The 12,771-nt window shown below is 31.1% G+C and carries 17 protein-coding genes; 3 read left to right on the top strand and 14 right to left on the bottom strand.

Annotated features, from left to right (window positions below):
• Positions 1-80 precede the first annotated feature (80 nt).
• Together OS191_RS01720 and OS191_RS01715 are read left to right on the top strand one after the other, a co-directional pair.
• A complete protein-coding gene (locus OS191_RS01720) occupies positions 81-482 on the top strand; it encodes a glyoxalase (protein ID WP_267153981.1) in 402 nt (133 codons plus the stop codon).
• Positions 483-485: 3 nt separating this feature from the next.
• On the top strand, positions 486-932 hold the full coding sequence (locus tag OS191_RS01715) for a transcription elongation factor (RefSeq protein WP_267153980.1): 447 nt from the start codon (positions 486-488) through the stop codon (positions 930-932).
• Here the strand turns inward: OS191_RS01715 and OS191_RS01710 are convergent.
• The 5 genes from OS191_RS01710 to OS191_RS01690 form a co-directional block, all read right to left on the bottom strand.
• The gene (locus tag OS191_RS01710; RefSeq protein WP_267153979.1) at positions 925-1,602 is read right to left on the bottom strand and encodes a DUF2461 domain-containing protein; all 678 of its coding nucleotides are present in this window, start codon (positions 1,600-1,602) and stop codon (positions 925-927) included. The genes OS191_RS01715 and OS191_RS01710 overlap by 8 nt on opposite strands.
• Before the next feature lie 78 nt (positions 1,603-1,680).
• The gene (locus OS191_RS01705; protein ID WP_267153978.1) at positions 1,681-2,229 is read right to left on the bottom strand and encodes a hypothetical protein; all 549 of its coding nucleotides are present in this window, start codon (positions 2,227-2,229) and stop codon (positions 1,681-1,683) included.
• Positions 2,230-2,295: 66 nt separating this feature from the next.
• On the bottom strand, positions 2,296-2,499 hold the full coding sequence (locus OS191_RS01700; protein WP_267153977.1) for a hypothetical protein: 204 nt from the start codon (positions 2,497-2,499) through the stop codon (positions 2,296-2,298).
• A 130-nt stretch (positions 2,500-2,629) separates the two neighbouring features.
• The gene (locus tag OS191_RS01695) at positions 2,630-3,133 is read right to left on the bottom strand and encodes a Dps family protein (RefSeq protein WP_267153976.1); all 504 of its coding nucleotides are present in this window, start codon (positions 3,131-3,133) and stop codon (positions 2,630-2,632) included.
• 170 nt (positions 3,134-3,303) lie between these two features.
• Positions 3,304-4,089, bottom strand: a complete 786-nt coding sequence (locus tag OS191_RS01690; protein ID WP_267153975.1) for a tRNA pseudouridine synthase A — start codon at positions 4,087-4,089, stop codon at positions 3,304-3,306.
• 97 nt (positions 4,090-4,186) lie between these two features.
• On the opposite strand from OS191_RS01690, the gene OS191_RS01685 reads away from it, so the two are divergent.
• Positions 4,187-4,624, top strand: a complete 438-nt coding sequence (locus tag OS191_RS01685; RefSeq protein ID WP_267153974.1) for a hypothetical protein — start codon at positions 4,187-4,189, stop codon at positions 4,622-4,624.
• Between the two features lie 36 nt (positions 4,625-4,660).
• On the opposite strand, the gene hisIE is transcribed toward OS191_RS01685, so the two are convergent.
• From hisIE to OS191_RS01640, 9 genes are all read right to left on the bottom strand, one after another.
• Positions 4,661-5,257, bottom strand: coding sequence for a bifunctional phosphoribosyl-AMP cyclohydrolase/phosphoribosyl-ATP diphosphatase HisIE (gene hisIE / locus OS191_RS01680; protein ID WP_267153973.1), 597 nt, complete (start codon positions 5,255-5,257; stop codon positions 4,661-4,663).
• A complete protein-coding gene (hisF, locus tag OS191_RS01675) occupies positions 5,257-6,012 on the bottom strand; it encodes an imidazole glycerol phosphate synthase subunit HisF (protein ID WP_267153972.1) in 756 nt (251 codons plus the stop codon). The genes hisIE and hisF overlap by 1 nt, the downstream gene beginning before the upstream one ends.
• A gap of 1 nt (position 6,013) precedes the next feature.
• The gene (gene hisA / locus OS191_RS01670) at positions 6,014-6,745 is read right to left on the bottom strand and encodes a 1-(5-phosphoribosyl)-5-[(5-phosphoribosylamino)methylideneamino]imidazole-4-carboxamide isomerase (RefSeq protein WP_267148832.1); all 732 of its coding nucleotides are present in this window, start codon (positions 6,743-6,745) and stop codon (positions 6,014-6,016) included.
• 1 nt (position 6,746) lies between these two features.
• Positions 6,747-7,328: an imidazole glycerol phosphate synthase subunit HisH gene (gene hisH / locus OS191_RS01665; RefSeq protein ID WP_267153971.1), complete on the bottom strand. Its 582-nt coding sequence runs from the start codon at positions 7,326-7,328 to the stop codon at positions 6,747-6,749.
• Between the two features lie 55 nt (positions 7,329-7,383).
• Positions 7,384-8,517 carry a bifunctional histidinol-phosphatase/imidazoleglycerol-phosphate dehydratase HisB gene (hisB, locus tag OS191_RS01660; RefSeq protein WP_267153970.1) on the bottom strand — a complete coding sequence of 378 codons (1,134 nt, stop codon included), beginning with the start codon at positions 8,515-8,517 and terminating at the stop codon, positions 7,384-7,386.
• Entirely contained in the window at positions 8,517-9,545 is a 1,029-nt protein-coding gene (gene hisC / locus OS191_RS01655) for a histidinol-phosphate transaminase (RefSeq protein WP_267153969.1), read from the bottom strand. The genes hisB and hisC overlap by 1 nt, the downstream gene beginning before the upstream one ends.
• 2 nt (positions 9,546-9,547) lie before the next feature.
• On the bottom strand, positions 9,548-10,828 hold the full coding sequence (gene hisD / locus OS191_RS01650) for a histidinol dehydrogenase (protein WP_267153968.1): 1,281 nt from the start codon (positions 10,826-10,828) through the stop codon (positions 9,548-9,550).
• Positions 10,828-11,685, bottom strand: a complete 858-nt coding sequence (hisG, locus tag OS191_RS01645; RefSeq protein WP_267153967.1) for an ATP phosphoribosyltransferase — start codon at positions 11,683-11,685, stop codon at positions 10,828-10,830. Before hisG ends, hisD begins: the two co-directional genes overlap by 1 nt.
• Before the next feature lie 266 nt (positions 11,686-11,951).
• A complete protein-coding gene (locus OS191_RS01640) occupies positions 11,952-12,767 on the bottom strand; it encodes a prohibitin family protein (protein ID WP_267153966.1) in 816 nt (271 codons plus the stop codon).
• Positions 12,768-12,771: the final 4 nt, after the last annotated feature.

Raw genomic sequence — 12,771 nt, 5'->3', positions numbered from 1 at the left:
TTAATAACCCTGTTAACATTGAAAATGAAGATTAATAAATATACTCCTGTTTATTTATAAATTTAAAAAAACTTACTAAAATGAACAGATCTACAGACCTATTAGAGTGCCGTCCACAAATCTCTTCCATGACATTTTCTGATTCCATGAGTAAAGACGAGCGTTTTCAAAACACAACCTTAAGACCTATTATTAAGCTTCAAAACGATTTATTTGTAGAAGTTTTTAAAAATTATGTGTCCAAACATAAAAATGTGTTTTTTGACTTACCTATTGAAAAACAAGTAGACTATATTGAAAACGCCATCCAAAAGGACATGAAGTTTAGAAACTCTCTTAAAGGGATGGTTATTGGCCAATTTACTGTTGAAGAATATCAGTTTTATATAACAAATTCTTCAGCTTTAAATAAGCGTATGATGCATATAGTTAAGGAAAGATTAATTAGTAATATTCAAGTTTTTCATCCTATCTTTGCTTAAGATATGAATTTGAAAGAACAGTTGTTACAAGCCTGTTATGGTTATGTAAACAAGCGTATTGCTAGTTATAAAGACGAAATAGAAACCATTAAGGAAGCTATTGAAAATAATGATAAAAGCAATGACGAAGGAGACGATTCCGGCAACGGAAAGCTATTTAACGATTTAGAATTAAATGCACAGTATTTAAGCGATGCCAATAAAATGCTTGATACTATAAAGTTGATAAATTCTAAAACTTCGCATACTAATGTTGTTTTAGGAAGCTTAGTAAAAACGACGTCTAACAATTTCTTCATGTCCATTAGTATAGGTAAAATAGAGATTGAAAATGCTAGTTATTTTGGAATTTCTTTAAGTTCTCCAATTGGATTATTGATCAAAAATAAAGTCGTTGGAGATAGCATTACCTTCAACAACAACACGTTTACAATTACAGAAATTAAATAAGTGTTTCGCCATTTAAATTGGTTGTAAGAACATCACTCATATAATCAAAAAATGGTCTAACAACTTTAAAAGAAACCTTTACATCTTCAAAAAATGCTGGTGAAAGTACTTCCTTATCTGTAAAGTTTTTAGTGAAAATATATTGCTTTTTACGAATTAAATCTATTGCTGGATGGTCTTTATTAAAATCTCTAGGAGCTGTTTTTAACTCATCGCCAACAAGTTCTCCCCAAACGTCCTGAAATCTTTTATTGGAAAGAATCTGTCTAATTTCTGTATCGTCCATTTCAAATTCTTTTCTAATTCTAAGTAAGTCGTCTTTATTTGGATCCCAAAAACCAGTGGCAATAAAAGATTGATTATTTGGTGCTAATTGCAAATAATACCCTCCTCTTAATTCTGGTTTTCTTCTATGAAATGAACCTCCAAAGTGGGTTTTGTAAGGTAGTTTGTTTTTTGAAAAACGCACATCACGATAAATTCTAAAAATTTTAAGATTATCAATATCATCATGTGTTTTTAAAGATTCAAAAACAGAGTTAAAATAGAATTTTGCTTGCTTTTCTACCTTATTAAACTCTTTTTTATTCTCGTTAAACCAATCGCGATTGTTATTTTTTTCAAGCTTTAGCAGAAACTCGAAGATATCTTTGGAAATAGCAGGATTCATTTTTTAAAAGTATTTGTTAAAAGTACAAAAAAAGTCCTGCTACAAAGCAGAACTTTAAATTTGATTTTTTAAAGAAAATTATTTAGATAAAGTAAATACTTTTTTTACAATTGTATTTGAATCAGCATCATAATATTCTACAATAAAATTGTTGTTAGAATCAAAATACCCGATTCCATTATAATCGGTAGATTTAAAAACATAGTTGTTAGATCTACTGGTATTCATAACATGTCCATAATTGTCTTTAGTTGTTGAACCAATTTCCGATACTAAAAAACCTTCATTATTTCTTTTAAATAAATATTTTTCATCATTAAAGCTATAATGAATGGATTGCGTTTCAGAATCGTAAAATGGATCCATATCGTCATCAATTTGAACTGTTTGCGTTACTTTAGCAGGAGAATCTACTATGGCTTGATTTACTTTATTTTTATCACTTTCAGCCAACTCAATTTTTTGTTCTTCTCTTGTTGTGACTTTAACTTTTTTCTCTACTACTTCCTTACCGTCATCCACGGTAATAGTTCTAGTTGTTGTTTCTTCTGATACATTTTTTGGTTTTTCCTGAGCCATAAAGGCCATTGGAATTAAAAATGCAGTTATATAAATTATATGTTTCATTTTGATATTTGTTTAAAAGGTTAATATTATTAAAAGGTTAATATTATTTCTTAAAGGTCCATTAAATTAATTTCCGTCAAAGGCATCTTCTACTTCGTCTGCAGCGTCTTCAATTCCATCTCCTACATCATCGGCCGCATCTTCTACATCATCTCCTATTTCGTCCATTGTTTCTTCTATTTGTTCGTCGGCTTTCTTTTCATCTCTACAACTTGTAAAAACAGTTGCAAAAGAAAATATAAGTGCGAATACTAATATGATTCTTTTCATGATTAATTTTTTAAAGTTATGCTTAAAACTTGATTATCAAATTTCTATAACACAAATATGGGTTTTAAAACTTAAGTAGATTAGCTTTAACGATAAGCATCTTAACTCAAACCAATAGTGGAAACATTTTTTAAGCTTCTATAACACTTTCTTTAAGCGAATCTGTAGATTCTTTGTTCCAGGCATCAAGCATCCAACTGGATTTTTCTAATTCACGAATGTAAGCACCAATTAAATCTATAGTTCCTTCATCTGAAACAGCATTGGCTTTTTCTATAACCAAATTCATTTGTTTTAAAAGTGTTTTATGATCCTTAATTGTTTCGGAAACCATTTCTTTATCTGTTTGTAAGGCTGAAGCTTCATTAATGGATGATACTTTTAGATAGTCGCTGTACTTACTCATTGGATGGTATCTTAAAGTTAAGATTCGTTCGGCAATATCGTCGATTTTAACTCTAGCATCCGTATAAAGCTCTTCAAATTTATTGTGTAAATCGAAAAAGTTTTTGCCTAGAATATTCCAATGGTTGTTTCTTAGGTTTTGGTAATATAAATGGTAATCGGCTAGTAAAGTGTTTAATTCTACTACAACTGGTAATAATTTTTCATCTTGCATGTTCAAATAACTCATAATTATGTCTTGCTTTTTTTTAGATTTATATATACTAAAAACTAAGATTTGAGTTAAGAAAACCAAGGCATTTAACAGGGTTTAACGGTTTTAAGTTTTGTTTAACTTAAATTATGTTAAATAAAAAGTGATTTGTTAAAAAAGTTAAGAAAACTTGAAATTCAATGTATTTATTCGAATTCAATTCTATTTAAAATTAAGCCAGAGGCTGGAGCAATATAATCCATAATCTCTGTACTTTCAGGCTTTAAAGAGTCTTTAATATAATCTAAAGTAATATCACCTCTGCCCAATTTTATAAGTGCCCCCATAATTAGCCTAATTTGATTTCGCATATACCCCTGTCCTCTTACACGAAGTAAATAAGAGGTTTCGGGAAAGAAGTTGGCTGTAAAAAGTGTGTTTTCAACTATTTCGCAAGTAATAATTTCTCTATTGTATATACCATTATCTGTTGCTTTATAACAATAAGTTTTAAAGTTATGAAAGCCTTCAAACAGCTTGGCTCCTTGTTTCATGAGTTCTATATCCATTTCTTCTAAAATGGTAGTCATAATGGGAGCACAAAACGGATGAAATTTATCTCCATGAGCAAAAATATATAGATATTCTTTAATTTTTGCATGATTAATTATATTAAACTTTTCATCGACCTGTTTTACTGAAAGTGCACGAATATCTTGTGGTAAATTATGATTAAACAAGACTAAGAACTCCTGTAAATCTTCTAATGGATCATCATAAATAAATAATTCAAAAGCAGCTTCTTGAGCAGAAACCATAGCATCTGTTCTACCAGAACCTAGTGTTTTAAAGCGTTTTCCTTCAAAAATATAGTTTAAAGTTCTATCTATCATCAAATGAACTGTTTTTACATTGGGTTGTTTTTGCCAACCATGAAAACGATATCCTAAGAATTGAATTTTTATTACGTAGTAATATTTTTTATTGAACACGAAACAATGTATTTGGTTGCTGAAAAATAAAGCATTTTAAGTAACTGCCAAATTTTTTATACCTTGTAATTCCAATAACCTCTAAAACTGACTAAATATGACAAATATTTCAACCAACAAACCTCCGATCTGGTTTTGGATTGTAAGCATTATTGCTCTTATTTGGAACCTTATGGGAGTTATAGTTTATATTGGACAAGCTTATATGACTGATGCTGAACTAGCAGATTTATCTGCAACAGAACAAACGCTATATAACAATATTCCTGTTTGGGTTACAATTGCTTTTGCTATTGCCGTTTTTGGTGGCACTTTGGCTTCGATAGCTCTGCTACTAAGAAAGAAACTTTCTCTAAAGCTCTTTATTATCTCATTACTTGGCATAATAACCCAATTGGCTTACAATTTATTTATTAGCGACGCTATGAAAGTTTATGGGCCAGAAGGTTTGATTATGCCTATAATGGTTCTTATTATTGGTATTTATCTTATTATGTTTTCTAATAGGTGTATTTCTAAAAAATGGATTTCATAAATACTTCTAAACGGGTTTAAAAGAATTAGATATTTTTTATTGCCTTTGTTTTAAAACACTCATAACATCTTGTAAATAAAACCCTTTAGCTTGCAGCAGAATTAAGTAATGAAATAGTAAGTCGGCACTTTCATTTAAAAACAAGTCGTCGTTAGTATCTTTTGCTTCAATGACAACTTCTACAGCCTCCTCTCCTACTTTTTGAGCAATTTTATTAATCCCTTTCTCAAATAAAGAAGCGACATAAGATTCTTTTGAAAGGGAATTTGTTTTTCTGTCTTTTATAATGTTCTCAAGATTAGTTATAAAACCGTATGTTTCTATGTTATCTTCATTCCAACAGGTATCTGATCCTTTGTGACATGTTGGGCCTTTTGGAAGGACTTGAATCAGTAATGAATCGCTATCACAATCTAATTTTATATCCACCAAATTCAAGAAATTCCCACTTTTTTCTCCTTTAGTCCATAATCTTTGTTTTGTTCTACTATAAAAGGTTACTTGTTTGGTTGCGTTTGTTTTTTTTAAAGCCTCTTCATTCATATATCCTAACATTAAGACATTTTTTGTTAGGGCATCCTGAATGATTGCTGGAACCAAGCCGTCATTATTTTTATTAAAATCTATTTTCATTATAATCTCACTTCAATATTATTATTCTTTAATTTTCTTTTCAAATCTAAAATCTCAATTTCACCAAAATGAAATACACTAGCAGCTAAGGCTCCATCAGCTTTTCCAAGTTGAAATGTATCTATAAAATGCTGTATATTACCTGCTCCACCGGATGCAATAATTGGTATATTTAATTCTTCAGAAAGTTTTTTTAAAACCAAATTAGCAAAGCCATTTTTGGTTCCATCATGATCCATGGATGTAAATAGGATTTCTCCAGCGCCACGTTGCTCAACTTCCTTAGCCCATTCGAATAAATCTAAGTCTGTTGAAATAGTTCCACCTGCAAGATGTACTTTCCATTGGCCATGAATTTGTTTGGCATCTATAGCAACTACAATACATTGATTCCCGAATTTTTTAGACAATTCATTAATTAAATCTGGACGTTTAATTGCTGAGGAATTTACAGATACTTTATCTGCACCACATTTTAAAAGAGCTTCTACATCTTCTAACGAAGAAATTCCTCCACCAACAGTAAAAGGAATATTTATTTGTTTAGCAACCTTTAACACTAAATCCAGCATGGTTTTCCTACCTTCAAGAGTGGCTGATATATCTAAAAAAACCAATTCGTCTGCACCATTCTCCGAATAAATCTTGGCAAGCTCAATAGGGTCTCCAGCATCTCTCAAATCGATAAAATTAACGCCTTTAACTGTACGTCCGTTTTTAATATCTAAGCACGGAATAATTCTTTTTGCAAGCATATTAAAAATTTGTTTCTAAGTCTTTTAGGCTGATTTTTCCTTCGTATAAAGCCTTACCAATAATTACTGCTTCACAACCAATATCTTCTAGTAAATTAATATCATCTAAACAAGAGACACCTCCTGAAGCAATCAGGTTAATTGACTGAGCATCGCTGTTAGAACAGGAATTTATTATTTTTTTATACAAATCGATGGATGGTCCCTCTAGCATACCATCTTTTGAAATATCTGTACAAATAACATATTTAATACTCTTTTTTTGATAGTTTTTTATAAATGGAATTATTTCTAAAGGACTATGTTCTTGCCAGCCATCAATTACTATTTTTTCTTCCTTGCAATCTGCTCCAAGAATTATTTTAGTACCTCCATATTTTTCAAGCCAACCATCAAATAGTTTTGAATTATTTACAGCAATACTTCCACCAGTAATCTGCTTTGCACCAGAATTAAAAGCTATGTGTAAATCTTCATTTGTTCTTATGCCACCTCCAAAATCAATTTTTAGTGTTGTTTTTGAAGCAATTTGTTCCAAAACTCTATAATTGACAATTTGCTGGGCTTTTGCTCCATCTAAATCTACTAAGTGTAGATATTCAATTCCTGCTGCTTCAAATTGTTTTGCCACTTCTAATGGACTTTCGTTATATATTTTTTTTGTGTTGTAATCGCCTTTTGTTAGCCTAACGCACTTTCCGTCTATAATATCAATTGCGGGTATAATTCTCATGTTATAATTCTAAAAAATTCTTTAATAATAGTTCTCCTGTATAACTACTCTTTTCTGGATGAAATTGAACTCCATAAAAATTGTTTTTTTGTAAAGCTGATGAATAGATTTGGCTATAATTAGTAGTTGCTATGGTGTCTTTGCAGTTTTCGGCATAATAACTATGAACAAGATACATATATTCATTTTCAGAAATACCATGAAAAAGCTCCGATTTTAAATTATTTATTGTGTTCCAACCCATTTGGGGTACTTTTACTTGATTGGGAAAGCGTTTTACTGAAACATTAAAGACTCCCAAACCTTTTGTATTACCTTCTTCGGTATCATTACAAAGTAATTGCATACCTAAACAAATTCCTAAAACAGGTTGTGTAAGTTGTGGAATAATAATATCTAAACCACTTTCTCCAAGCATTTTCATAGCACTATTTGCTTCGCCAACTCCAGGGAATATCACTTTATCTGCTCCCATAATCTCTTTTAGTTTATTGGAAAGTACAGCATCTACTCCCAAACGCTTAAATGCAAACTGAATACTTTTAATGTTTCCGGCTCCATAATCTATAATAACTACTTTCATTTTCTTTTTTTTTAGACTCTTCGCCAAGCTCAGAGTGACATTATTTTATTCAATTTCATAAAAGACCTTTTGTTGAAGGCAACACCATTTTATCTACATCTTGTTTTACGGCCATTTTAATGGCTTTAGCAAAAGCTTTAAAAATAGCCTCAATCTTGTGATGCTCATTTGTACCTTCTGCTTTAATGTTCAGGTTACATTTGGCGCCGTCTGTAAAGGACTTAAAGAAGTGCATAAACATTTCTGTTGGCATCCTACCAATCATTTCACGTTTAAACTCTGCATCCCAAACCAACCAGTTTCTCCCACCAAAATCTATGGCTACTTGTGCTAAACAATCGTCCATTGGTAAACAAAATCCATAACGTTCAATGCCTAATTTGTTGCCCAAAGTTGTCGCAAAAAGGTCACCTAAAGCAATAGCTGTATCTTCAATGGTGTGGTGTTCATCCACTTCTAAATCGCCATGTACTTTAACATTCAAATCCAATTGTCCATGACGTGCAATTTGATCCAACATATGGTCGAAAAAAGCAATTCCAGTATCAATACTACTTTTACCTGTTCCATCTAAATTTAAACCAATTTTAATTTTAGTTTCATTGGTGTTTCTTTCAATAACACTAGTTCTCTCTTTCATTTTTAAGAAGGTGTAAATTTGCTCCCAACTATTAGTTTCTAAAGCTATATACTCATCTAATTCTTCTCGTTTTACTGTAATTTCATTTGTTCCAAGGTTTGTATTATCATTAATAAAAACACCTTTAGAACCTAAGTTTTTGGCTAATTCCATATCTGTTAGACGATCTCCAATAACGTATGAATCTTCTAAATTATATGCCTTTGAAAAGTATTGCGTTAATAAACCCGTATTTGGCTTTCTAGTTGGTGCATTATCTTTTGCAAAAGTTCTATCTATGAATTGCTCTTTAAATTGAATCCCTTCCGCTTGAAACGTTTTGAGGATAAAATTATGGATAGGCCAAAAAGTATCTTCAGGAAACGCTTTGGTTCCAAGACCATCTTGATTGGTGATCATGACAATTTCAAAATCTAATTCCTTAGTAATTTTACTTAAATATTGAAATACATTTGGATAAAAATCTAGTTTCTCAAAAGAATCTATTTGTTCATCTGAAGTTTCTTTTATGATGGTTCCATCTCTATCTATAAAAAGGACTTTTTTCATTATATAGCGTTTAATGTGTTTATTAATTTTTGATTTTCTAATGGTGTACCAACTGTTAAACGTAAACAATTTTCACAACCAAATTGAGTGGTTCTATTGCGGATAACAATTCCTTTTTCTGTTAATTGCTTATACCTTAAATTAGCATTATCTACTTTAATAAGTAAAAAATTGGCATCTGTAGGGTAGATTTTAGAAATATATTCCACAGAGCTCAATTGTGATATTAATTGGTCTCTTTCTAATCTTATTAAATTTATTTCAGACATAACTTCATCATTATTTTTCAATCTCTCTAATGCTAAATCTTGACTTAAACTATTGATATTATAAGGTGGTTTTATTTTATTCAAAACAGCTATTATTTCGGTTGAAGCATAGCAAACACCTAATCTAATTCCTGCCAAACCATAGGCTTTAGAAAAGGTTTGTGTGATTATTAAATTAGGAAATTCTTCCAATCTATTTAGCCAACTTTCTTGCTTTGAAAAATCTACATAAGCTTCATCGAGAACGACGATTCCTTTAAATTTCTTAAGCAGTTCATCAATTGTAGATTTATTAAAACTATTTCCTGTTGGGTTATTTGGTGAACAAAGAAACAAGATTTTAGCATTAGACACTTTTAAAATTAAATCTAAGTGTGGTTGAAAAGTATTTGTTAATGGCACTTCCACTACTTCAACAGCATTGATATTAGCTAACACCTGATACATCCCATAAGTTGGTGGCAAGCAAATAACTTTATCTGTCTTTGGTTCACAAAAAGCTCGAATAATTAAATCTAGAACTTCGTCGCTACCATTTCCTAAAAGGATATTATTTGTTGCAATGTTTTTAATTTTAGAGAGTTCTAATTTCACAAGAGTTTGTTGCGGATCTGGATACCGATTTACACCATTATCAAATGGATTTTCGTTGGCATCTAAAAAAACCATATCGTTTACAAAGTCCTGGTATTCGTCTCTTGCAGAAGAATATGGCTTTAAAGTCTTTACGTTATCTCTAACTAAGTCTAAAATTTTCATGTTTAAATGTCTTTTAATCTAATAGTTACTGCGTTTTTATGTGCTTGTAAACCTTCAGCTTCTGCCATTAATTCAATTGCATTACCTATATTTTTCAAACCTTCTTTTGAGATGTTTTGAAAGGTGATACTCTTAGTAAAACTATCTAAATTCACCCCAGAATAAGATTTGCTAAAACCATTTGTTGGCAAGGTATGGTTAGTGCCAGACGCATAATCTCCAGCACTTTCAGGTGTATAATTTCCAATAAAAACTGATCCTGCATTCATCACATTGTTGATGAAAAATTCTTGATTTTTACTACAAATTATAAAATGTTCTGGAGCGTATTCATTAATTAAATCCATGGCATCTTTATCATTCTCTAAATAAATAAATTTTGAATTGGATAATGCTTTTTCTACCATATCCTTTCTTGGCAAACCTTTTAATTGTTTCAAGATTTCGTTTTGAACGTCTTTAATAAGATATTTTGAAGTTGAAACCAAAACAACTTGACTATCTGTTCCGTGTTCTGCCTGACTTAATAAATCGGAAGCAACATAAGCTGCATTTGCACTATCATCAGCTACCACTAACAATTCACTAGGTCCAGCAGGCATATCAATAGCAACACCAAATTTTGTTGCCAACTGTTTGGCAACCGTAACGAATTGATTTCCTGGACCAAATATTTTATACACTTGAGGCATAGACTCTGTACCAAAAGTCAAGCCCGCAATGGCTTGAATTCCTCCTACCATAAAAATTTTAGTAACGCCACAAAGTTGTGCTGCGTATAAAATTTCATTTGCAATTTTCCCTTGTTTGTTTGGAGGTGAGCACAACACAATTTCTTTACAACCTGCAATTTGGGCAGGAATAGCCAACATTAAAACCGTTGAAAACAAAGGAGCGGTACCTCCAGGAATATATAGTCCAATTTTTTCAATAGGTCTTTTTTCTTGCCAACAACTAACACCAGTCATAGTCTCTACTTGAACTTTATTTGTTTTCTGAGCTTTATGAAACTTTTCAATATTTTTTTTTGCCAATTTTATGGCATTTTTTAATTCGTTTGAAATTTGATTTGATGCTTTTTCAATGTCTACTTTAGCAACCATATTTGATTTTAAAACTATACCATCAAAAAGTTCTGTATATTTTGAAATAGCATTATTTCCATTTCTTTTTACATCATTAAAAATATGATTAACAGTATCTTCTAAGTTTTCAATTTTTTGTGTAGGTCTCTGCAAAATAGCAGACCAAGCTTCTCTATTTGGGTTTATTATCGTTTTCATTATAATACCATATTTTCTATTGGACAAACTAAAATACCTTGAGCTCCTTTGGCTTTTAATTCATCGATAATTTCCCAAAAATCATTTTTATTAATTACTGAATGTAAAGAGCTCCAACCTTCTTCCGCTAATGGTAAAATAGTTGGGCTTTTCATTCCAGGAAGAATTTTTAGAATATCTTGAATCTTATTATTAGGTGCATTTAATAATACATATTTTGATTGTCTTCCTTTTAAAACAGATTGAAATCGAAACTTTAATTGATTTAAAATAATCTCATTTTTAGTTGATATTAGGGGAGATACAGCCAAAACTGCTTCCGATTGCAACAACACTTCTACTTCCTTTAAATTGTTTTTAAACAAAGTACTTCCACTTGAAACAATATCAACAATGGCATCTGCAAGTCCGATGTTTGGCGCAATCTCAACTGAACCATTAATAATATGAAGTTGGGCTTCAATATTATTTTTCGATAAAAACTGATTGACTGTGTTTGGATATGAAGTGGCAATCCGCTTGCCTTGTAAATCCTGAATAGATTTAAATTTTATAGCTTTTGGAACTGCAAGTGACACTTTACAGCTTGAGAAGCCTAATTTTTCAACAATTGGGATATCAATCCCTTTTTCTATTAAAATGTTTTCTCCAATTATGGCTGCATCAACTACACCATCTCTAAGGTATTGTGGAATATCTCCATTTCGCAAATAAAATACTTCCAAAGGGAAATTTTTAGCTGATGCTTTTAGTTGGTCTCTTCCATTATCTATAGAAACACCTACATCTTTAAGAATCTTCATGGAATCGTCGTGTAGACGACCCGACTTTTGAACGGCAATTTTTAATTTACTCATAATATTTCCCAAGAAAGTGGGAAGCTTTTAATTTGTGTTTGAGTAAATCTTTTTGGAAGAAGATTCCTGTTATTCAGGAATAAAAAACCCGTTTGATTTACTCAAACGGGTTTTTAAATATCTTGGTTTTATTCAATACATTTTCAGCTCGCCTGAGTGCCAGAATGAAAATGATGATGATGTGATTGAATAAAAGTCATGTTTCTTTTTTGTGAGTACAAAGATTGTAAATTATTATTTACAATTCCTAAATAAACTATATTTTTTTATTGGTTTCCAAGTATAATAGGCATTCCTGAGTCTCCTGAACCAATGATAACAACCTTACTGTTTGGTGATTCAGATAACTTTATGGTTGCTTCGATTCCTTTATCCTGTAATATTTTGTCTGTTAAAGAGGCACTTAAAATTCTATTTGCATCTGCCTTTCCTTGAGCTTCAATAATTTGTTTTTCGGCTTCTTTTGCTGCTGTTACTAATCTAAATTCGTATTCTAAAGATTCTTGTTCTTGCTTTAATTTACGCTCGATAGCATCTTTAATTGTTGGTGGTAAAGTAACATCTCTAACCAAAACTTCGTTTAATTGAATGTACTGATCTTCTACAATTTTCTTAGTTTCTTCAAAAATTTCTTGTTGGATAGCATCACGCTTACTAGAATATAATTGTTCTGGAGTATATCGTCCTACTACGCTTCTAGCTGCCGAACGAATGGCAGGTAATAAAACACGTTCTTTATACATTTCACTTTTCTCTTGGTGTAATTTTCCTAAGCTAGCGAAATCTGGCTGAAACCAAATTGAGGCTTCTAATTTAATATCTAAACCATTAGAGGAAAGAACATTCATTCTTTCTAAAATCTCTTGCTGACGAACTTCGTAAACAAACACCTTATTCCAAGGTGCTACAATATGAAACCCTTCCCCTAAAGGTGGTTCATCTGTTACAACTCCATCATCAAAAGTTCTATATAAAACACCAGCTTCACCAGAATCAATGGTTACAGCTGATTTAGCAATTAAAACTAAGATTACTATAGCAATAATAATAGTTGGTAAAGCAATTTTTGGTAATTTTTCCATGTAT

The sequence above is a fragment of the Xanthomarina sp. F2636L genome (assembly GCF_026410195.1).
GTDB lineage: Bacteria > Bacteroidota > Bacteroidia > Flavobacteriales > Flavobacteriaceae > Xanthomarina.
The sequence above is the reverse complement of the archived record's forward strand: the minus strand, read 5'-3'. Positions and strand labels throughout refer to the sequence as shown.

Coding starts and splice junctions, on each gene's coding strand:
- OS191_RS01700 (WP_267153977.1), bottom strand. CDS start 2,499: ATGAAAAGAATCATATTAGTATTCGCACTTATATTTTCTTTTGCAACT.
- hisIE (WP_267153973.1), bottom strand. CDS start 5,257: ATGAAAATAGATTTTAATAAAAATAATGACGGCTTGGTTCCAGCAATC.
- OS191_RS01685 (WP_267153974.1), top strand. CDS start 4,187: ATGACAAATATTTCAACCAACAAACCTCCGATCTGGTTTTGGATTGTA.
- hisC (WP_267153969.1), bottom strand. CDS start 9,545: ATGAAAATTTTAGACTTAGTTAGAGATAACGTAAAGACTTTAAAGCCA.
- OS191_RS01710 (WP_267153979.1), bottom strand. CDS start 1,602: ATGAATCCTGCTATTTCCAAAGATATCTTCGAGTTTCTGCTAAAGCTT.
- OS191_RS01705 (WP_267153978.1), bottom strand. CDS start 2,229: ATGAAACATATAATTTATATAACTGCATTTTTAATTCCAATGGCCTTT.
- hisA (WP_267148832.1), bottom strand. CDS start 6,745: ATGAGAATTATACCCGCAATTGATATTATAGACGGAAAGTGCGTTAGG.
- hisD (WP_267153968.1), bottom strand. CDS start 10,828: ATGAAAACGATAATAAACCCAAATAGAGAAGCTTGGTCTGCTATTTTG.
- hisH (WP_267153971.1), bottom strand. CDS start 7,328: ATGAAAGTAGTTATTATAGATTATGGAGCCGGAAACATTAAAAGTATT.
- OS191_RS01640 (WP_267153966.1), bottom strand. CDS start 12,767: ATGGAAAAATTACCAAAAATTGCTTTACCAACTATTATTATTGCTATA.
- OS191_RS01720 (WP_267153981.1), top strand. CDS start 81: ATGAACAGATCTACAGACCTATTAGAGTGCCGTCCACAAATCTCTTCC.
- hisF (WP_267153972.1), bottom strand. CDS start 6,012: ATGCTTGCAAAAAGAATTATTCCGTGCTTAGATATTAAAAACGGACGT.
- OS191_RS01695 (WP_267153976.1), bottom strand. CDS start 3,133: ATGAGTTATTTGAACATGCAAGATGAAAAATTATTACCAGTTGTAGTA.
- hisB (WP_267153970.1), bottom strand. CDS start 8,517: ATGAAAAAAGTCCTTTTTATAGATAGAGATGGAACCATCATAAAAGAA.
- OS191_RS01715 (WP_267153980.1), top strand. CDS start 486: ATGAATTTGAAAGAACAGTTGTTACAAGCCTGTTATGGTTATGTAAAC.
- hisG (WP_267153967.1), bottom strand. CDS start 11,685: ATGAGTAAATTAAAAATTGCCGTTCAAAAGTCGGGTCGTCTACACGAC.